At 40.4% G+C, this 19,329-nt stretch carries 18 protein-coding genes; 16 read left to right on the top strand and 2 right to left on the bottom strand.

What is annotated here, in order from left to right; translation table 11 throughout:
* The first annotated feature begins 8 nt into the window (after positions 1-8).
* The 5 genes from EP737_RS14440 to rfbD all read left to right on the top strand — a co-directional run bounded on the left by EP737_RS14440 (position 9) and on the right by rfbD (position 4,261).
* Entirely contained in the window at positions 9-722 is a 714-nt protein-coding gene (locus EP737_RS14440; RefSeq protein WP_165350801.1) for a glycosyltransferase family 2 protein, read from the top strand.
* 224 nt (positions 723-946) lie between these two features.
* Complete coding sequence (gene rfbA / locus EP737_RS14445) at positions 947-1,819, top strand: glucose-1-phosphate thymidylyltransferase RfbA (RefSeq protein WP_129728676.1); 873 nt, start codon at positions 947-949, stop codon at positions 1,817-1,819.
* Positions 1,820-1,828: 9 nt separating this feature from the next.
* Positions 1,829-2,386 carry a dTDP-4-dehydrorhamnose 3,5-epimerase gene (gene rfbC / locus EP737_RS14450; protein WP_129728677.1) on the top strand — a complete coding sequence of 186 codons (558 nt, stop codon included), beginning with the start codon at positions 1,829-1,831 and terminating at the stop codon, positions 2,384-2,386.
* A gap of 10 nt (positions 2,387-2,396) precedes the next feature.
* Complete coding sequence (gene rfbB, locus EP737_RS14455; protein WP_129728678.1) at positions 2,397-3,419, top strand: dTDP-glucose 4,6-dehydratase; 1,023 nt, start codon at positions 2,397-2,399, stop codon at positions 3,417-3,419.
* Entirely contained in the window at positions 3,419-4,261 is an 843-nt protein-coding gene (rfbD, locus tag EP737_RS14460; protein WP_129728679.1) for a dTDP-4-dehydrorhamnose reductase, read from the top strand. The genes rfbB and rfbD overlap by 1 nt, the downstream gene beginning before the upstream one ends.
* Positions 4,262-4,441: 180 nt before the next feature.
* Here the strand turns inward: rfbD and EP737_RS14465 are convergent, their stop codons facing one another.
* Positions 4,442-5,359 carry a glycosyltransferase family 2 protein gene (locus EP737_RS14465; RefSeq protein ID WP_246040264.1) on the bottom strand — a complete coding sequence of 306 codons (918 nt, stop codon included), beginning with the start codon at positions 5,357-5,359 and terminating at the stop codon, positions 4,442-4,444.
* A gap of 436 nt (positions 5,360-5,795) precedes the next feature.
* A complete protein-coding gene (locus tag EP737_RS14470; RefSeq protein ID WP_129728680.1) occupies positions 5,796-6,593 on the bottom strand; it encodes a formate/nitrite transporter family protein in 798 nt (265 codons plus the stop codon).
* A gap of 317 nt (positions 6,594-6,910) precedes the next feature.
* Here EP737_RS14470 and EP737_RS25640 point away from each other — a divergent pair, with 317 nt between their 5' ends.
* The 11 genes from EP737_RS25640 (at position 6,911) to EP737_RS14520 (ending at position 19,249) form a co-directional block, all read left to right on the top strand.
* Complete coding sequence (locus EP737_RS25640) at positions 6,911-7,078, top strand: hypothetical protein (protein ID WP_165350802.1); 168 nt, start codon at positions 6,911-6,913, stop codon at positions 7,076-7,078.
* Between the two features lie 92 nt (positions 7,079-7,170).
* A complete protein-coding gene (locus tag EP737_RS14475; protein WP_129728681.1) occupies positions 7,171-7,401 on the top strand; it encodes a hypothetical protein in 231 nt (76 codons plus the stop codon).
* A gap of 513 nt (positions 7,402-7,914) precedes the next feature.
* Positions 7,915-9,009 (top strand): Delta(10) desaturase DesB, encoded by a 1,095-nt coding sequence (gene desB / locus EP737_RS14480; protein ID WP_129728682.1) that lies wholly within the window; start codon positions 7,915-7,917, stop codon positions 9,007-9,009.
* A 705-nt stretch (positions 9,010-9,714) separates the two neighbouring features.
* Positions 9,715-11,139, top strand: a complete 1,425-nt coding sequence (locus tag EP737_RS14485; RefSeq protein ID WP_425455912.1) for an ATP-binding protein — start codon at positions 9,715-9,717, stop codon at positions 11,137-11,139.
* 1,350 nt (positions 11,140-12,489) lie between these two features.
* Positions 12,490-13,302: a hydroxyethylthiazole kinase gene (gene thiM / locus EP737_RS14490; RefSeq protein ID WP_129728683.1), complete on the top strand. Its 813-nt coding sequence runs from the start codon at positions 12,490-12,492 to the stop codon at positions 13,300-13,302.
* A 9-nt stretch (positions 13,303-13,311) separates the two neighbouring features.
* Positions 13,312-14,124 (top strand): bifunctional hydroxymethylpyrimidine kinase/phosphomethylpyrimidine kinase, encoded by an 813-nt coding sequence (gene thiD, locus EP737_RS14495; RefSeq protein ID WP_129728684.1) that lies wholly within the window; start codon positions 13,312-13,314, stop codon positions 14,122-14,124.
* A gap of 13 nt (positions 14,125-14,137) precedes the next feature.
* Positions 14,138-14,797 carry a thiamine phosphate synthase gene (gene thiE / locus EP737_RS14500; RefSeq protein ID WP_129728685.1) on the top strand — a complete coding sequence of 220 codons (660 nt, stop codon included), beginning with the start codon at positions 14,138-14,140 and terminating at the stop codon, positions 14,795-14,797.
* 276 nt (positions 14,798-15,073) lie between these two features.
* Positions 15,074-16,666, top strand: coding sequence for a spore germination protein (locus EP737_RS14505; protein ID WP_129728686.1), 1,593 nt, complete (start codon positions 15,074-15,076; stop codon positions 16,664-16,666).
* Positions 16,667-16,685: 19 nt separating this feature from the next.
* Positions 16,686-17,885, top strand: coding sequence for a Ger(x)C family spore germination protein (locus EP737_RS14510; RefSeq protein WP_246040265.1), 1,200 nt, complete (start codon positions 16,686-16,688; stop codon positions 17,883-17,885).
* Between the two features lie 7 nt (positions 17,886-17,892).
* A complete protein-coding gene (locus EP737_RS14515; RefSeq protein WP_129728687.1) occupies positions 17,893-18,135 on the top strand; it encodes a hypothetical protein in 243 nt (80 codons plus the stop codon).
* A gap of 4 nt (positions 18,136-18,139) precedes the next feature.
* Positions 18,140-19,249, top strand: coding sequence for a GerAB/ArcD/ProY family transporter (locus EP737_RS14520; protein ID WP_129728688.1), 1,110 nt, complete (start codon positions 18,140-18,142; stop codon positions 19,247-19,249).
* Positions 19,250-19,329: the final 80 nt, after the last annotated feature.

A 19,329-nucleotide genomic window follows, 5' to 3' on the forward strand; every position in this document is an offset into this window, starting at 1 on the left:
TTTCGTGTATGATATCCGTGTGTATAGCAACATATAACGGTTCTAATTTCATTACTCGTCAATTGGATTCTGTCTTGGCACAGCTTGGGGAGAATGACCAAGTGGTTGTAGTAGATGATTGTTCAAAGGACCGTACCGTTCAGATGATACAGGAGACGTATGGAGACCGAGTAGAGGTGTACGTAAACGAACAAAACCTAGGTGTGATGAAAAGCTTTGAGAAGGCGATTTCTAAGGCAACTGGAGATATCTTGTTTTTATGTGACCAGGATGATATTTGGTTAGAGAATAAAGTTGAGACTGTATTATCAGTATTTGCGCAAACAGATGCGACGCTTGTGGCGCATGATGCGTATGTAACAGATGGGGAAGGAAATATTTTAAGCACGTCTTGGAATAAATACAACAACAATCAAGAGCAAGGAATTCTTGGTAACATTATCAAGAATGGTTTCACTGGTTGTTGTATGGCCTTTAAAAAAGAGCTTGTTTCGAATATCGTGCCGTTTCCTGAAAAGATTGAAATGCATGACCAATGGATTGCCTTAGTATCTATGATGGAAAATAAGAAAATTGTCTACGTGAAAGAGCCGTTAATGAAGTATGTAAGGCATGGCGGAAACGTAACGGGCACTAGAAAACGACCTTTAGGGGAAAAGCTAAAGGGAAGAGTGGGAACGGTTCAAGAGATTCTTCGTTATAAAATGGCATCTAAACGTTAAAATTTGATTACTAAATGGTCACAATACGAAATATATGCTGTCGGTTTTTGGCTATTTTTATTATGATGTGAGTAGTGGTATAAAAATGTAGTTGGTTATTGTCAAAGGTCCATTTTCATAATTGGAGGATACGATAATAGGAAGGACAAGTTTTTTATTATCGATTGATGGCTAACCCCAGATGGTGACAAAACGAACTGAATAGTAAGGAGAGGAAGTTTGGCATGAAGGGAATTATTTTAGCTGGTGGAAGCGGTACACGTTTGTACCCATTAACAAAAGTTGTGTCTAAACAGCTTTTGCCTGTATACGACAAACCAATGATTTATTATCCGCTTTCTGTACTAATGTTGGCAGGAATCAAGGATATTTTAGTGATCTCTACACCACAGGACATTGGACGCTTTGAACAGATCCTGGGAGATGGTTCTGATTTGGGCATCCATCTTTCTTATGCGGTTCAACCAGATCCAGGCGGGTTGGCTCAAGCTTTCCTCATCGGTGAAGAATTTATCGGAGATGACAATGTTGCGCTTGTGCTTGGGGATAATATTTTCTATGGTCATGGATTAACGGATCTGCTATGCAAGGCAGCTGCTCGCCAAGAAGGTGCGACAGTGTTTGGCTATTATGTAAATGACCCAGAACGCTTTGGGGTTGTTGAGTTCGATAAAGAAGGAAAGGCTGTTTCCATCGAAGAAAAGCCAGAGGTACCGAAATCCAATTATGCAGTAACAGGTCTTTATTTTTATGATAACCGTGTTATCGACATTGCGAAAAGCATCAAGCCTTCTCCGCGTGGTGAGCTTGAGATTACCGATGTGAATCAGGCGTATTTGGAGATGGGTGCTTTGAATGTAGAGCTTCTTGGCCGCGGCTATGCATGGCTTGATACAGGTACGCATGAATCTTTATTAGAAGCATCTCAATTTATTGAAACGATTGAAAAACGTCAAACATTAAAGATTGCTTGTCTTGAGGAAATTGCTTTTAGAATGGGTTATATTTCAAAGGAAAAGCTATTAGAGCTAGCTGAGCCACTCAAGAAAAACCAATATGGGCAATACTTATTAAAAATCGCAAGCCAATCGAAGTAGGTGAAAATAATGAACATTATAAAAACAAAGATTGAAGATGTAGTAATTTTAGAACCAAGGGTATTTGGTGATCACCGCGGTTATTTTATGGAAAGCTACAATAAGGATGTCTTCGAGACACTCGGATTAAAGCATGATTTCATTCAAGATAACCAATCATTATCCGCACCGGTCGGAACATTGCGCGGATTGCACTTTCAATTAAATCCAAAAGCACAAACAAAGGTAGTCCGTTGTATTACTGGTGCTATTTATGACGTAGCAGTTGATATTCGCAAAGGCTCTCCAACATATGGTCAATGGGTTGGCGTGATTTTGAGCGAGCATAATAAGCGTCAGCTGGTTGTACCGAAGGGTTTTGCTCATGGCTTCTGTACTTTGGTTCCAGATACAACTGTTGCTTATAAAGTAGACGAGTATTACTCGCCAGAGCATGATGGGGGAATCCTGTGGAACGACCCGGCACTTGGCATTGATTGGCCAACAACAAATCCAATTCTTTCAGAAAAAGATACAAAGCATCCAGTGCTAGCAGAAGCTACTCTGAATTTTGTGTACGAGAAATAGGAGGAACAACATGAAACTATTAGTAACAGGTGGCGCAGGCTTTATCGGCAGTAACTTTGTGCGCTATATGGTAAACAAATACCCTGAATATCATATCGTAAACCTAGACTTACTCACATATGCAGGAAACCTTGAAAATCTAAAGGACATTGAAACTGCATCTAACTATACATTCGTAAAAGGCGATATCGCTGATCGTGACTTCGTAAATAATTTATTTACTGAGCAAAAATTTGATTATGTATTGAATTTCGCAGCTGAATCTCACGTGGATCGCAGCATTACAAACCCTGATATTTTCGTGCAAACGAATATTCAAGGAACACAAGCATTGCTAGATGCTGCAAAAAACTTTGGTGTGAAGAAATACTTGCAGGTTTCTACTGATGAGGTATACGGTACGCTTGGAGAAACAGGTTACTTCACAGAGGAAACACCGCTAGCAGCGAATAGCCCGTACAGCGCAAGTAAGGCTGGTGCGGATCTTTTAGTGCGCGCATATCATGAAACATTCGGCTTGCCGGTAAATATTACGCGTTGCTCTAACAATTATGGACCATTCCACTTCCCAGAGAAGCTCATTCCATTGATGATTATCAACGCATTGCATGATAAACCGCTTCCTATCTATGGAGATGGATTAAACGTACGTGACTGGCTGCACGTAGAGGATCATTGCCAAGCAATTGACCTTGTGCTTCATAATGGACGCAACGGTGAAGTATACAACGTTGGCGGAAATAACGAACGTACAAACATTGAAATTGTTAAAACAATTCTAAAACAGTTAGATAAGCCTGAGTCTTTAATTAAATATGTAACTGACCGTCCAGGCCATGACCGCCGTTATGCAATCGATGCGACAAAGCTTCGCACAGAGCTAGGCTGGCAGCCAAAATATACATTTGATACAGGAATTGAGCAAACAATCAAATGGTATTTAGAGAACAAGGACTGGTGGGAAAACATCATTTCTGGTGAGTACCAATCCTACTTCGAAACACAATATGGCAATAGATTAGGGGCAGAGTAATGAAGATTGTCGTAACAGGAGCAAAAGGACAGCTTGGACAAGATGTTCTGAAGCAGCTGGAAGAAGGGGCCTTTGAGGTCTATCCGCTTGATCGTGCAGCTCTAGAGCTTACAGACGAGCAAGCAGTTGCAGCTCACATGGAGAAGATACAGCCGGATGTGATTCTTCACTGCGCCGCTTATACAAATGTAGACGGTGCCGAAACAGATCGCGAAACAGCATACCAAGTAAATGGCCTAGCAGCAAAGTATTTAGCTCAGGCCGCTAATAAGCTTGGTGCCAAAATGCTGTATGTCAGCACCGATTATGTATTTAACGGCACAGGAAACAAACCGTATGAAGTAGACGAGCCAACTGCACCGCTTGGCGCATACGGTGAAACAAAGCTGGCTGGTGAAGCATTTGTCCAGGAATATGCTGAGAAGTTTTTCATTGTACGTACAGCTTGGGTGTTTGGAGTATACGGCAATAACTTTGTGAAAACGATGATGCGTCTTGGAAAAGAGCGCGGAGAAGTTGGCGTTGTTCATGACCAAGTAGGCTCCCCGACATATACAGTAGATTTAGCTCGCTTTATGATTGAGCTTATGCAATCTGACAAGTACGGTATTTACCATGCTACAAATGAAGGCGTATGCTCTTGGTATGAGTTTGCCGTAGAAATTTTCAAGCAAGCAGGCATGGATGTGAAGGTGAAGCCATTAACGACAGAGGAATTCCCTCGTCCTGCTGCGCGTCCAAAATATTCTGTGTTAAGCAAAAAGAAAATTGCTGAACAAGGCTTTAAGCCGTTAAGAGATTGGAAGGAAGCGCTGGCTGCTTACTTAGAAGAGGCGAAATAATCCAGATAAAAAAGAACCGTCATGCTGTGTGACGGTTCTTTTATTTTACACTTTAAGAAAGTATACATTTCCAGCCAGGAGCCAATTTGACGTGGCCGGAAACTTTAGGAATATAGTTTAAGTGCAACTCGCCTCTGTCCTTGCCCAAGAGCAGGGCCCACCTTTCTTGCTAACATCAACTCAATAGCTATCTAATGCGTACAGCAGCTTAAAAATCAATGTATCCCGCTCATTTTGCCGATACAAAGGTGTGCTGACGGCATATGAAATTCTGCCTAGCAGGGATTGTCGCTTATAAAGAAAATCGTGAATCAGCTTCTTTTGATGATCCTGAAGCTCTCCTTCGAACAATCGGTAAAATTCTGCTGTTTGCGTTGTGTAAGGCTTTTGATGCCCCTTCTTCTTAAAGGTTTTATAACGTACTAAAGCACTCTTTAGTTTGCTATCAGCCATCCCAAGCGTGTTTGAGGAATGCTGCCTATATAACAAATGAGATTGCTCATCATAGATCACTTTACCAAAAGCAGTTCCTAACAAGTAAAACCATGCGTCGTGCATCGTTACCATTTCAATTCTTGGCGTGTGGGCTTGGAACAACTCGCGCATTGTTCGGTTAAACACAATGGTACAGCCCGTAGCAATATTTTGGATTAAAGCATTTTCTAATCCTGCTCCTTGCGGCGGAATTTGTGAATGCTTTAACAGTTGCAGTTGTTCGTCTACGATATCTAAACGAGAGAAATAGAGCAGCGGTGTGCGCGTATCTTCCTTCCCTAACAAGCTTACGGCTCTTGATACCTTAGTTGGCTTCCAGAAGTCGTCTTGGTCGCAAAAGGCGTAATAGGAGGCATCAGGAGAGGCGTGTAGTATAAGCTCGAAGAAACTAGAGATAACCCCTTTATTCTCCCCTTTTATCAAAGTGATGTTATTATGCTTCTTGCTGTAAGCTTCAACAATTGACACGGTCTCATCTTTTGAACCATCATCGCGAATTAAAATACTTATATTTGTGTAATCTTGCCCAAGCAAGCTATCTAGCTGTTGACGTATATACTTTTCTCCATTATACGTCGACAGTAATATCTGTACCTTCTCCATGTTAACTACTCCTATCATCTCTATATTCTTAAGGCGGTTCTACGATTTTACTTCACTGTAGGAAAGGATAAATTTCCAGCTAGAAGTCATTTGATATATTTGGGAATTTTAGAGATCCATTGTAAGTGCAACTACGCCTCTATCTTCGTCTAAGAGCGGGGCTCGCCAATCGGCAAGGTTTCTTTATCGTTAAAGTATTATATACTATAGAAGTATTTTATAAAAGGATGCTAGTTTATCCTCGAGGGTTCTGTATGTATAACAATAAGCTTGCGATTGTGAATTTGGATTCATTATTCTGTAAGCTCCCAACTCCATCATTATACTGAAGAAGTGAATGATTAGGCAATGTGTTCTAGCGCATATCTATTGTAAGCTAATAGCAATAGCCCTCGCCTAGAATTTAGACGGGGGCATGCCGCATCATATAATCTTATCAGTGACCTTCTCTCTCCTGTTCTCCCATATAAGGCTTATTTACGTAATAATACATCCAACCCATGAATATACTGCCGCCTATTAAGTTACCGATTGTAACAGGTATCAGGTTGTGTATGACTCCAGCAAAGGAGATTGTGCCAGGATGATGTAATACAAGCGCAATCGCAAAGGTACACATATTAGCAATACTGTGTTCATATCCAGAAATGAAAAAGCAGAATACAAATAGAATCATGATAAACAGCTTTGCCCCATCCTCTTTTAAGGACATTGGAATAAAAAAGGCAAGGCAGACAAGCCAATTACACAAGATAGCCCGGAAAAATAATTCAAATGTTGAGACATGCATCTTTTTCTCTACAACAGCCAATAAGAAGCTATTTACGGAGGAATCATTAAAAAGTCCGGTTGTATAAATCAAAAGTGCAAAGGCGGCAGCTCCCAAAATATTTCCTAGGTAACTCATGCCCCATAGCTTCCATACGTCCAACCACTGTATTTTTTTGCGAAGCGCCGTGAATGTATAGTAGAATGTATCTCCTGTGAATAAATCTCCTCCGCCGTAAGAGATTAGGATAATGGCTGCTCCAAACGTTAATGCTGCCATTGGATAGGCAACTGGTGAATGCTCCATATAAAAGAAATTTCCCGTTTTAAAGGCTACAATAACTCCAAATCCAATAAACATACTAGCTAACATAGACCTTAATATATACCGTAAACGACTTTGCCGGAAGATCTTCAGCTTTTTTAAGGCTAAATTCTCTACTGCAATTAATGATTTCATTTCCATGTGACGTACCCCCTATTCTTTTGACCGCTAGTGATAGTAATGAAATCTGTGAAATTCTCTTACATTATGACATTAAATTGGGCTAGAATGAAAAGTAACTTGTTTCATTTATGTGAACTTTTTCACAAAGATTAAATGTATGGTTGTAGAGTATATAAATAAAGGGGCCTCAACTAAAGATGAATCTAATTGTAGGCTTGATAAAGGCAGAAATCTTCAATAAGGGCTATACATGTATTTCCATAGTATAGGGAAAGATGGTACAAGGGAATGAGAATCGCGCGTGCATCTTTTTAAATATAGAGGAGCATACAATCGTGGACAAAATGTTTGGTGCTGTGTACTGTCTTTGCGAGCCGTTTAAGATTAATCAGAGAGGGGCTATTTTGCTTCCGATTGCGTTGCTGGGGGTTATGTATGCAAACTCTTTCTGGCTGTGTACGCAGCATTTAGATGATTATAGTGTCTATACCTTTCCAACTTAATATTCTGCTTCCCTTCGTTCTATTTCTGATAACTTTTCTGAGGAGAAACAGAACAGTTTTCGAAGATTAACTGGTTGGAATGGAGTATGAAAATGAAGACACTGTTATTTAGCATGGGAATGATAGGTTTAATTTATTTTATATCAAAATATTTGTATAAATACGGAAATAAAACAGAGCTCCTGCTATTTGTTTTATTAATGGTTTATACAACCTATGAAGGAATTGCTGAACTGCAGGGATTGCCGCACATTTCAATTATTTATCCTGTAGAAAGGCTACTTGACCCTATTGGGAGATGGCTAGAGCAAAGGCTTAGTTAAGTAGACGGAAGTTTGTGCTACTTTAAGAAAGTATAAGTTTCTAGCTGGAGGGCAATTTGACGTAGTTGAAAATTTTAGGAATAAAGTATAAGGGCAACTACGCCTCTGTCTTCGCCCAAGGCAGGGCTCACCAGTCGGCGAGTTTTCTTTAAAATCTAACACACATATGAGAAGTAAGAATTATATTGTCCTCCCCTGCCCTTTTCATAGCATCTCCAAATTTGGATGCCATAAATAGATTGACAATTTAGCGAAAGACGTTTAATATCATGTCTTAGTAGCTGGTTTTAATTTTATCTATTTCAGTGTCCAGAAAATGTATTACCTGTATTTTAATGGGGGAAATTGGACATAAAACGTAATAGATATCCAAATAATAGAATTAGAAGACGAGTAAAAAACTTATGTAATGGCTATTACTGGAAGAGCACATAAGGTTTATTAGTAATAGAGATCAGTAAGCAGATATAATGCTTTTTCTGGAATAAGTCATAAAAGTAAAGGGGTGTATTGATGAGTGAATTGCGTACGTTCGGATGGTATGCGGCCCGTGTAGCTCCACATCTTCCGAAAGAGGCATTTCAGCCTGTTCCTTCCCGGCTTTGGGGTGGACTAGCATATCTTATTGTAGCGGTTTCTGGGATTGCGGCGATTGGAGTATTTGATTTACCTGTGATTGTGAATATTGCAATTAGTATTGTGTTAGGTTTGTGTTATGGCGGGATAGGCCTTTTTGCCCATGAGGTTTTGCATGGTACAGTAATACGAAACAGAAAATGGCGTGATATTATAGGTGCTATTGGCTTTTGGCCATTATGCGTTGGACCAAAGCTCTGGAGAAAGTGGCACAATATGGAGCACCACATTCATACACAGCATGAGCATGATGATCCAGATGCTTGGGCGACTCTTGAAAAGCTGCAAAAGAAACCGTTGCTGCGGAAGATTTATAAGCTGCCAATGTGGCTTCGTACTGTTATTAGCTTCACCTTGCTATCCGTAATGTTTACTTTTCATTCATCAAGAATGTTCAAAACATATATCAATGAATTTAAGCCAAAGGATCGTCCGGCTGTTTGGATGCAGCTTATTTTACCATGGGCAACATGGATTGCATTGTTAGTATGGCTTGGGCCTTCTAAGTGGTTCTTTTTTTACCTTATACCGCTTTTCATTGCAAACGCAATCGTAATGGGTTATATCTCAACGAATCATCGTTTAAACCCGATTACAACAGTAAATGATCCGCTTGCAAATACGCTCAGCGTAACTGTTCCGAAGTGGGTCGATGTATTGCATTTTCAATTCTCGTATCATGCAGAGCATCACCTATTTCCAGGAATGAATCCAAAATATTTCCCGATGGTAAAAGATAAAGTGAAAGAAATGTGGCCAGATCGTTATTTTGAGATGCCACTCACAACAGCACTAGCTGCTTTATGGCAAACACCAAGAATCTATCATAATCATACAGAGCTCATTGATCCTGAGACAGGAACTGTGTATGGTACGTTGGGGAATGGCTTAGATCCTAACAATATTGAAGCTAAAAAGCCAGAGGATAGAGAGGCTACTGTACCGATCTATTCAAAGGTAAAAAATCATTAAATAGTAATAAAAAATGACCGTTATAGAAAATCTTGTATAAAGATTTTCTATAACGGTCTATTTGTATTTTCTTGTACTTGAAAAAAGGGATACATTTTCAGCTTCAGATAATCTGACGCAAATGGAAATTTTCGAAAGTAAAGCAGGATCAAAAGTTATCCACAAGTATAAATCGTAAAAAGAATAAGTTATCCACAGGTTGATGAATTGCTGAAGGAATCTAGATGCTATACAGCTATTATTGTATATCTTTTGGAAATGAAGGAAATGGAAAAGTTTTTTATATCCATATAATTGACCTGAGGGATAACAGTATCACGTCTTGGGAAATATTAAGTTTTATTTACACTTTAAGAAAGTATAAATTTCTAGCAGGAAGCCCATTCGACGTAGCGAGAAATTTTAGGAATAAAGTATAAGTGCAACTACGCCTCTGTCTTCGCCCAAAAGCAGGGCTCGTCAATCGGTGAGTTTTCTTTATCTATAAGCATGGATTGAGGAACAGCTCTGTAGACTTCTTGCAAATCGTAATCAATCTTATTTTTGCTATGGAGGGCTTACTTTTTATTGCTTTATGATACATACCCCAGCACTTTAATGAGAACAACAAGAGATATAAGAAGAAAGATGGTAAAATAAAAATACAAATGAACAGATGGCATAGAACGATAGATGTAATGAGTTTGTAATAAAGGGAGAGTAAAAGTGAACAACCATACAAACATGAATCATCCAATTGATCATTCAGCAGCATCTCAGGATACTGTAATTTTGGAGCACTACGGATTAAATGAATTAAACTTTGAATCCGTTAAAGGCTACCGGGAAAAATTTGCTATGACAAAACCAAATCATCCGTGGAATGGACTTGAGACGAAAGAATTTTTATACAAAATTGGTGCATGGGGAAAGCTGCGTAATACAAGTAAAGAAGGTCTTACAGTCGCAGGTTTGCTTATGTTTAGTGAAGAAAGAATTATAACAGAAGTTTTTCCGCAATACTTTCTGGAATATAGGGAAAGCTTGCAGGACACTTTAAGCAGCTGCTGGTCTGAACGATTCACCTCCCAGGATGGAACTTGGTCTGGAAATTTATACGATTTTTACTTTAAGGTGATGGAGCACTTTTCAAAGGGCCTGCCTGTAAGTTATATGAAGGAAAAAATATGTCTTGCTCTTCACGAAGCCCTAATTAATATGATTGTACATGCCGATTATTATGTTGAGGGCGGACTTGTTATTGAAAGGAATGCACATGCTATTCGATTTTCTAATCCGGGACTTTTCCGTATACCTGTTGAACAAGCCTTTGAGGGCGGAATCAGCAATCTACGTAATCCGAATGTATTTAAGATGTTTATTCTAATCGATCTTTGTCAAAGAGCCGGATTTGGTTTAAAAAGTATGTATTCACTATGGACAGAGCAGCAATGGTCACGGCCTCATATAGATCAGGAGGCACAATTGGAGCGGACGACCCTAACACTTAGCATGTCTGAAAGTATTGCTGAAGGTAAATTGGAATGGATGGATGAAATCGCTTCAACATATGATGGATTTGAAATTGATAGAAGCTCCGTAAATAAGGAGTACAGCTCCATGAATAGTGAGGTAGACTCCGTAAATAAGGAGTATAACTCCGTGAATAATGATTCCAACTCCGTAAATAAGGAACAAAACTCCATAAGTATAGAGGATAACTCCGTAAATAACGATGTTGACTCCATGAATAACGATTCTAACTCCATGAATAAGGAGTACAGCTCCGTGAATAATGAAGAGGATGATCCTATATTAGAGGAGCTGCCAACCTTTTTAGAACAGATAGAAAATATAGACGGGCAACAGGAAAGTGTTATAGCAGAGGATATTGAGAAGGAGCTTTGGGAGATTTCGGAAATAGCAAGAAGGAAGAAGCGTTTAAGTCCAAGTAAAATGGAAGAGATTATTTTGCAGCTTCTTATGAAAAAGCCCCTTATGCTAAAGGAATTATCCCGGTTGCTGGAGCGGACGTCAGATGGGCTTCGAAATAATTATTTGGCTAAGCTGCTGCAGAAGGAAAAGATAAAACTAAAATATCCGGATCAACCAAATCATCCGAAGCAGGCGTATTTATTTCGAGACAGATGAAGTTATCTGTATTTTAATATAATATATACAGAGAAAACTCGATGATTGGCGAGCCGTTAGACGAGGACAGAGGCGTAGTACATTTATACTTTGTTCCTCAAATTTTTCGCCACATCGAGTTTGTTTTTTGCGGGAATTTTATACTTTCTGCTGTAAAGAAAAACGAAAGGTCAAAAGGCGCCTTTCGTTCTGTATACGAGTTTAGAGCAGGATTAGGTGAAATTTTCCGTTGTTATATTGATTTATCTTACTAATTTATTTTTTGTTTCTTCTCTCAGTTTGTGCATGAAAAATATCCTTATTATAATTTTCACTCAGCAAGCAACAATCTATCAGATTTTACTGAAAGAGTACCCCTACTTCAATTTCGTAGCGTAGGTGGAGGTAACTCAATTGCGTAACCTTAACTCCTGATATTTCCCGGGTGAAGAACCGCATACAATTTCCCTCTGTAAAAGCATGCGTGAATGCCCCCTCTTTGCCCCTCACAGGCTTGAAGAAGGGGAATTCTTTCGGAAATCCGTTACATATTTTCTGAGCTCTAATTCCTAGATCCATTTTCTAAGAAATGCTATCATCTTGTGTTCCCGGTGATGGTGAGAAGATTCTATACGCGGTTGTGCTGGGAACAGAAAAGGACTGAGTACGGATGGTTTTCCCATACTCAGTTTTTCTTACACTTTAAGAAAGTATAAATTTCTAGCTAGAAGACAATTCAACGTAGCGAGAAATTTCAGGAATAAAGTATAAGGGCAACTACGCCTCTGTCTTCGCCCAAGGGCGGGGCTCGCCAATCGGCAAGTTCTCTTTATTCACTTTTTTAGGGTTCTGATGGCAAGGTGGAATTATGTTTTTGAAGTTGCGAATATTTTATTTTCATCTGATAATTTACAGGGAAATATTTAATGAAACAGGATGTAACAACATGTAACAGCATGGTTGTGTGAGGTTGACTGTACCAAAGGTAGAGTTTATAGGGCTATGCTGGATTGTTATCTAGAAAATTGATTTTTGAGTATTTAATTGAAGCGATTTTACATATGATAATTCACTTGAAATTCTCACAGCAAAGGAGTAAGATGCCTATATAATTATAATAGCCCGGGAGCCTGCGGAAGCAGGCTGAGAGTACGGCTGAACTGCCGTAGACCGTTTGAACCTGTTGGGTCATGCCAGCGCAGGGAGAGCCGCAAAAAGAAGTCTATGATTGAGGAAAATCCTTAATCGATGCAGAGACACTTTGCCCGCGCAAGGTGTCTTTTTTGTTGTTACATTAATAAAGTATAGCTTTTTGGAGTGTTACTTAACTCCAGCATTGTTTCTTATTTAATTAAAAGGGGCTGAAACTTAATGGATATGCACAAAATTGGAGAGACATTACAAAAGGTAAGAGAGGTAAATCCACTTGTGCACAACATTACAAATGTTGTTGTGACTAACTTTACAGCAAATGGATTACTTGCGCTTGGTGCATCACCAGTCATGGCTTATGCGAAGGAAGAAGTTGCTGATATGGCAAAAATTGCAGGAGCGCTCGTACTTAATATTGGCACTTTAAATGAGACTGAAATTGAAGCGATGATTATTGCTGGAAAATCGGCAAATGAAAGTGGTGTTCCTGTTATTTTAGACCCAGTGGGAGCTGGAGCAACAGCGTACCGTACACAAACAGCTCGTAAAATTGTGAGCGAGGTACAAATTGCTGCTTTACGGGGAAATGCGGCAGAGGTCGCAAACGTTGTTGGAGAGAACTGGACAATCAAAGGAGTAGACGCAGGAGCAGGAGCAGGAGATGTTATTGCCTTGGCGCAAAAGGCAGCTGAACAGCTTCGTACGACTGTTGTGATTACAGGAAAAGAAGATGTTGTTACAGATGGAGCAAAAACCTATATCGTCCGCAATGGGCATCCGATTCTGACAAAGGTAACGGGAACAGGCTGCCTATTAACGTCTGTCATTGGCGCATTTGCAGCTGTAGAGAAGGATATTGCGGAAGCAGCAGTAGCAGCGCTTGTCAGCTATGAGGTAGCAGCGGAGATCGCGGCGAAAAAGACAGTAGAAGAGGGCCCAGGGAGCTTCCAAATTGAATTGCTAAATCAATTATCTAAAGTAAGCGCAGCTGATGCAGCACAATACGGTTCGGTTGAAAAAATCGCGGAGTAGGTGATGAAAATGAAAACATATAAAGCACTAACAATTGCGGGCTCTGACAGCGGCGGCGGGGCTGGGATTCAAGCTGATTTAAAAACCTTTCAAGAGTTAAAGGTATTTGGGATGTCTGCTTTGACAGCTGTTACGGCACAAAATACACTTGGTGTGCAAGGTGTATATCCGCTAGCTGTGGACGCTGTTGGACAGCAAATTGAATCCATTGGTACAGATTTAGGAACAGATGCAGTGAAAACGGGAATGCTCTTTAGCAGTGAAATTATCCAAGCGGTAGCCGAGAAAATTCGAGCATTCGGCTGGAAGAATGTTGTCGTCGATCCTGTTATGATTGCCAAGGGCGGTGCACCGCTTCTTCAGCAGGAAGCGATTGCTGCACTAAAGGAATATTTACTGCCGCTTGCGACAGTAGTAACACCAAACATTCCAGAGGCGGAAGCATTAACAGGTCTGTCCATTCAAACGTTGGAGGACCGTAAGGAAGCCGCAAAATGTTTGCTTGAAACGGGTGTGCAATATGTAGTGATTAAAGGCGGTCATGATGATGTCGAGGATGAAGCCATCGATCTACTGTATGACGGCCAAGATTTCTTTTATTTTACAAGCAAGAAAATTGAAACAAAGAACACGCATGGAACGGGTTGCACATTTGCTGCGGCGATTGCCGCTGAGCTGGCAAAAGGCAACAGCATAAACACTGCGGTTCAAACAGCGAAGGATTTCATCCAAGCGGCGATTGAAAACCAGCTCGGAATCGGTAATGGTCACGGCCCAACGAATCACTGGGCATATCAACAGAAGCAGCATGTCCAACGATAAGGGGTGAAGGTGAATGTCGAGAATTCAAAGTGATGTAATGCGTGAAATGTTAAAGGTCTATTTTATTGCCGGGAGTGTAAACTGCAAGAAAGATTTGGTTTCTATTGTTGAAGAGGCAATTGATGGCGGGGTTACCTTGTTTCAGTATCGCGAAAAAGGCAATGGTGCTTTGACAGGAGATGCGAAGTATGAGATGGCAAAGCGCGTTCAGGAGCTGTGTAAAAGAAAAAATATCCCATTTATCGTAAATGACGATGTTGATCTAGCTTTAGAGCTTGATGCAGACGGTGTTCATATTGGACAAGATGATGAAGCTGCTGCGAGCGTTCGCGAGAAAATCGGAGATAAAATTCTTGGTATTTCCGTTCATACACTTGAGCAAGCACAAAAGGCTGCTGCTCAAGGTGCAGATTACTTTGGCGTTGGCCCTATCTTCTCTACACAATCAAAGGAAGATGCAAGAGATGCACAAGGAACAGCCTTAATCGAGCTATTTAAGAATCATAAAATAGAAACTCCGATTGTTGCTATCGGTGGTATTACAGCTGAGAATACTCCGCCTATTATCAAGGCTGGTGCAGATGGCGTTTCTGTTATTAGTGCAATTAGCCAGGCTGATTCCGTGTATGAAGCAGCAAAAAAGCTCAAGGAAGCAGTGTTTCAGACTGTTTAACATAAAATCTATGTATTAACTCCTATACTGAAAAAAGGCAGGCTCATAATATCATGAGACCTGCCTTTTTTCATGATTTGGGAAATAAATCTCCAGCCAGAAGCGAATTCGACGTTGGAGGAAATTTTAGGGATACAGTATAAGGGCAACTACGCCTCTGTCTTCGCCCAAGGGCAGGGCTCGCCAGTCGGCGAGTTTTCTTTATTAAAAATTAGCTTTCTTTTCATAGAAGCTTCCTTTATTGCAAATAATGAAAGAAATGGAAGGGGGGATAGTATGAAGCTGTTCAAGGGCTTTGGTCACCAAACAGAAGAAAATAAGCCTACTGAGGGAGAAAGAACAAATCATACGCCTATTCCCTTAGATGAAAACCTTGTGAGCAATATGAAGAAAATACGCGCTGCTTTTGCTAAAAGCAGCGATATTGTGATTCGAGAAGTTGTGGTAGGAAATAAGTATAAGAGACGGCTTGTTTTAATTTACACAGATGGTCTAGTGAATACACAAGTCATCGATGAGTCTATTTTAGAGCCATTAACAGTTCATATGGAAGAAAAGTTTGATGATATACAGACGCAAAGTGCGGAAAAGGTATTTCAATTTCTATATACATCTGTTGTTGCAAGTGGCGGTATAAAAAGTGTTAAGGATTTTTCAGAGCTATTTGTCGAGGTTTTATCAGGAAATACAGTTATTTTGACAGAGGATTATCATAAGGCGTTATCTATTTCCACACCAGGCTGGAAAGATCGAGGTGTAGGCGAGACTGAAGTACAAAATGTTATTCGCGGTTCAAGAGAGGCATTTTCTGAGACAATTCGAACGAATACGGCGCTTGTAAGGAGAAGAATTAAGGATGAAAACCTTTGTTGTGAGCAGCAGATACTCGGGAGAAAAACAAAAACAACGATAGTTATCATGTACATACAGGGAGTTGTAGAAGAAGGCGTGATTCAAGAGGTAAAGGAGCGGCTGGGCCGTATTGATATAGATGGCATTTTAGAGAGCGGATATATTGAGGAAATGATTCAAGATGAATCTCTAACCCCATTTCCAACCGTTTATAATACAGAGCGCCCAGATGTTGTAGCAGCTAATCTTTTAGAGGGAAGGGTGGCCATTCTTGTAGACGGTACACCGTTCGTTTTATTAGTACCGGCTATATTTGGACAGTTCTTTCAAGCACCAGAGGATTATTATCAGCGTCCGGACATTGCAACATTAATTCGTATAATTCGGTATGCCAGCTTTTTCATTGCACTGTTAGGTCCATCTCTTTATATCGCCGTTACTACCTTTCATCAAGAGATGCTGCCCACACAGCTGTTGATTAGTTTAGCAGCGCAGCGGGAAGGGGTGCCGTTTCCAGCCTTTGTTGAAGCCTGTGTTATGGAGGTTACATTTGAGATTTTGCGCGAAGCGGGAATTCGGATGCCTAGACCGATGGGACAAGCAACATCTATTGTTGGGGCATTGGTAATCGGACAATCTGCGGTAGAAGCCGGATTTATTTCTGCCGCGATGGTTATTGTAGTATCAGTTACCGCTATTTCCAACTTTGTCTTTCCAGCCTATGATATGGCTATTTCGGTTCGGATGCTTCGTTTTGTTATGATGATGTTTGCAGCCTCTTTTGGATTATTTGGCATTACGATGGCGTTGCTGGCACTTGTTCTTCATTTATGCTCCCTTCGCTCCTTTGGTGTACCATACATGTCAGCCTTTGCGCCTTTTGATAGGGCGGGCCAGAAGGATATGATCATGCGAGCCCCACTCTGGTCGATTCGTAAGAGGCCGAGTATGCTGACAAAACGAAATAAAATAAGAAACACAACTCCGAAACCAGAAAAGCCGGGTCCAACAGATTAAAGCAGGAGGGAGGCTAGCTGTGAAAAAAGTGTTAACGATGAGTCTGCTATTTATTATGATGATACCTTTAACAGGTTGCTGGAACAGGGTGGAACTCAATGAGCTGGCCATCGCGGTTGGATTAGCCATTGATAAAGTAAAAGAAAATGAGTATATGGTTAGCGTACAGGTCGTTGATCCGTCGGAGGTTGCTCCAAAGCAGGGAAGTACCGGCCGTTCACCTGTCACGCTCTATCATGCAAAAGCAGATACAATATTTGAGGCCTTGCGCAAAATTACAACTGTTGCTCCGAGGAAAATTTACTTAGCTCATTTGAGGATTTTAGTAATCGGAGAATCTGTTGCGAAGGAAGGGATTGCAAAATCATTGGAGATGCTGTCGCGTGATCATATGGTTCGTTCAGATTTTTATATTGTACTGGCGAGAAATGTAAAGGCAGAGCAAATTTTGAAGTTTTTAAGTCCAATTGAGAAGATTCCTTCACAAAAAATGTCTAAGTCGCTCGAGGTATCACAAAGTGTTTGGGCGCCCACCCGTACGGTGCAAATGGATCAGCTTATCGCAGACATGACAAGCGATGGGAAGTCGGGTGTTTTAACAGGCGTTAAGTATACAGGCAATAAGAAGGTTGGGCAGTCTATGGCAAATGTAGAAAAGTCATGGCCAGAAGCGCAGTTGCAATACACAGGTATAGCAGTGTTAAAAAAGGATAAATTAGTCGGATGGTTAAATGAAGAGGAAAGCAAAGGATTGAATTATGTGCTAGGGGATGTCAAAAATACAGTTGGCAGTATTAAGTGTCCAAAGGGTGGATCCGCGGTTATTGAGATTTTTCATGCAAAGCCAAATGTAAAGGTTACCTTTCAGAATGGCAAGCCAGCTATCCATATTCATAACTTCATGGAGGAAAATGTTGGTGAGGTAAGATGTGATATAGATTTATCTACAACGGAAGGCATTAAAGCATTGGAGAAATCCAGCGAGCAAACAAATGAAACGATTATTAAGGATTCTGTTAAGCGTGCGAAACAGCTGCGGGCTGATATTTTTGGCTTTGGAGAAGCTATTCATCGTGCATCCCCAAAGGCATGGAAAAGCTTGAAGAAGGATTGGTATGAAAAAGGGCTTGTTGAGTTGCCTGTTACAGTGCATACGACAGTAAAAATTCGCAGAACAGGAACAACTGGAAAGTCCTTTGTAACGGAGCTAAAGGAGTAGACGCATTATGGTGCCAAGCATTTCAATTTTTCTGTTGGCTGTTTTCATCGCAATGTATGAGCTGCCTTCACTTTTGCAGCAGGAGTCGCGAAAAGACCTGGCAGTGTTTGTTATTTTTTTGGCTGCAGGTATGACTCTCAGTATTCTCCAAGTTCTGCGCATCCCTATTCCAAACCCGATAGTTGTGGTTACATTTATATTTGAACCGTTAGCCCATGTCATAGATAGAGTGCTAGGGATAAGGAGGTGATAAGATGGAAAAAGGAAGGATATCGCCAATGCAGCTTGGCATTCTTGTTTTTATGTTTATTATTAGTAGTGCAACGCTTCTTATCCCGCCTCTGGTAACCTTTTATACGAAGCAGGATGCTTGGGTTGTATCAATTATTACTATGCTTGTGGCGCTTCCAGTTGTCTGGCTGTATATTTCCTTAGGAATGCGGTATCCTAATTTAACACTTATTGAATATACGGAGAGAATTTTAGGGAAATGGTTTGGAAAGGCAGTTTCAAGCTTGTTTATATTTTATTTCTTAATGATTACCGCGGCGCTTTTGCGTCAGTTAGGGGATATGCTTGTTACGTTAGTATTAACTGATACACCCATTCAATGGGTTGAGCTTCTATTTTTTTCGCTTGTAGTGGCGGCTATCCGACTTGGCATTGAGGTGTCCTCGAGAGCGGCGGGGATCTTTTTCCCTTGGGTGCTCGCTTTTCTGTTTTTCTTGTTCGTGGCATTATTGCCGCATATTGAATGGAAAAACTTACAGCCCATCTTCGAGAGCCCGCTGAATATGATGGCAAAGGGTGTCTTCATTCACATGGGAATTCCATTTTTTGACCTTGTCATATTTCTGATGATTTTTCCTTATGTTTCAGATTTACGTAAGGCAAAGAAAGTTTATTTTGTAGCAATGATAGCAGGAAGTATAATTATTATAGTGGTTACACTAATGTCCACCCTTGTTCTTGGGGCAAATCTTACAGGGCGGTCCATTTATTCTGTATTTGAGCTCGCACGATCAGTGAATGTCGGAAACTTTATCCAAAGGATTGAGGTATTAGTAGGTGGCATTTGGTTTATTACAATGTTTTTTAAGATAACGGTTTGCTTCTATGCTTCTGTGCTCGCAATTGCACAGCTTTTTAAATTGAAGCATTATAAGCCTTTAACTTTTCCGCTTGGCATGCTTGTTATTTCTTTATCAATAGTTATGTTTTCAAATACAGTAGATTTCAGGGAGATTGCAAGGGGGCTATGGACGACCAGTATTATGCCATATGGTCTATTTTTTCCAATTATCCTGCTAGTTGTTGATAGCATCAAACAAAAGAGAGCCATAAAAAAGGGAAATCCTGAATAATTTGGCTACTTACCCAGCCTTCTTATTTTACAAGAACGTGCATATAGGACCTATTGTAATTGGATAAAAAAGAGGCTATC

Source organism: Ectobacillus funiculus (genome assembly GCF_004138295.1).
GTDB classification, from domain to species: domain Bacteria; phylum Bacillota; class Bacilli; order Bacillales; family Bacillaceae_G; genus Ectobacillus; species Ectobacillus funiculus.

Bases quoted from the DNA above. Each gene is read 5' to 3' on its own strand.
- EP737_RS14440 (WP_165350801.1), top strand. From the start codon at position 9: ATGATATCCGTGTGTATAGCAACATATAACGGTTCTAATTTCATTACT.
- rfbA (WP_129728676.1), top strand. From the start codon at position 947: ATGAAGGGAATTATTTTAGCTGGTGGAAGCGGTACACGTTTGTACCCA.
- rfbC (WP_129728677.1), top strand. From the start codon at position 1,829: ATGAACATTATAAAAACAAAGATTGAAGATGTAGTAATTTTAGAACCA.
- rfbB (WP_129728678.1), top strand. From the start codon at position 2,397: ATGAAACTATTAGTAACAGGTGGCGCAGGCTTTATCGGCAGTAACTTT.
- rfbD (WP_129728679.1), top strand. From the start codon at position 3,419: ATGAAGATTGTCGTAACAGGAGCAAAAGGACAGCTTGGACAAGATGTT.
- EP737_RS14465 (WP_246040264.1), bottom strand. From the start codon at position 5,359: ATGGAGAAGGTACAGATATTACTGTCGACGTATAATGGAGAAAAGTAT.
- EP737_RS14470 (WP_129728680.1), bottom strand. From the start codon at position 6,593: ATGGAAATGAAATCATTAATTGCAGTAGAGAATTTAGCCTTAAAAAAG.
- EP737_RS14475 (WP_129728681.1), top strand. From the start codon at position 7,171: ATGAAGACACTGTTATTTAGCATGGGAATGATAGGTTTAATTTATTTT.
- desB (WP_129728682.1), top strand. From the start codon at position 7,915: ATGAGTGAATTGCGTACGTTCGGATGGTATGCGGCCCGTGTAGCTCCA.
- thiM (WP_129728683.1), top strand. From the start codon at position 12,490: ATGGATATGCACAAAATTGGAGAGACATTACAAAAGGTAAGAGAGGTA.
- thiD (WP_129728684.1), top strand. From the start codon at position 13,312: ATGAAAACATATAAAGCACTAACAATTGCGGGCTCTGACAGCGGCGGC.
- thiE (WP_129728685.1), top strand. From the start codon at position 14,138: ATGTCGAGAATTCAAAGTGATGTAATGCGTGAAATGTTAAAGGTCTAT.
- EP737_RS14505 (WP_129728686.1), top strand. From the start codon at position 15,074: ATGAAGCTGTTCAAGGGCTTTGGTCACCAAACAGAAGAAAATAAGCCT.
- EP737_RS14515 (WP_129728687.1), top strand. From the start codon at position 17,893: ATGGTGCCAAGCATTTCAATTTTTCTGTTGGCTGTTTTCATCGCAATG.
- EP737_RS14520 (WP_129728688.1), top strand. From the start codon at position 18,140: ATGGAAAAAGGAAGGATATCGCCAATGCAGCTTGGCATTCTTGTTTTT.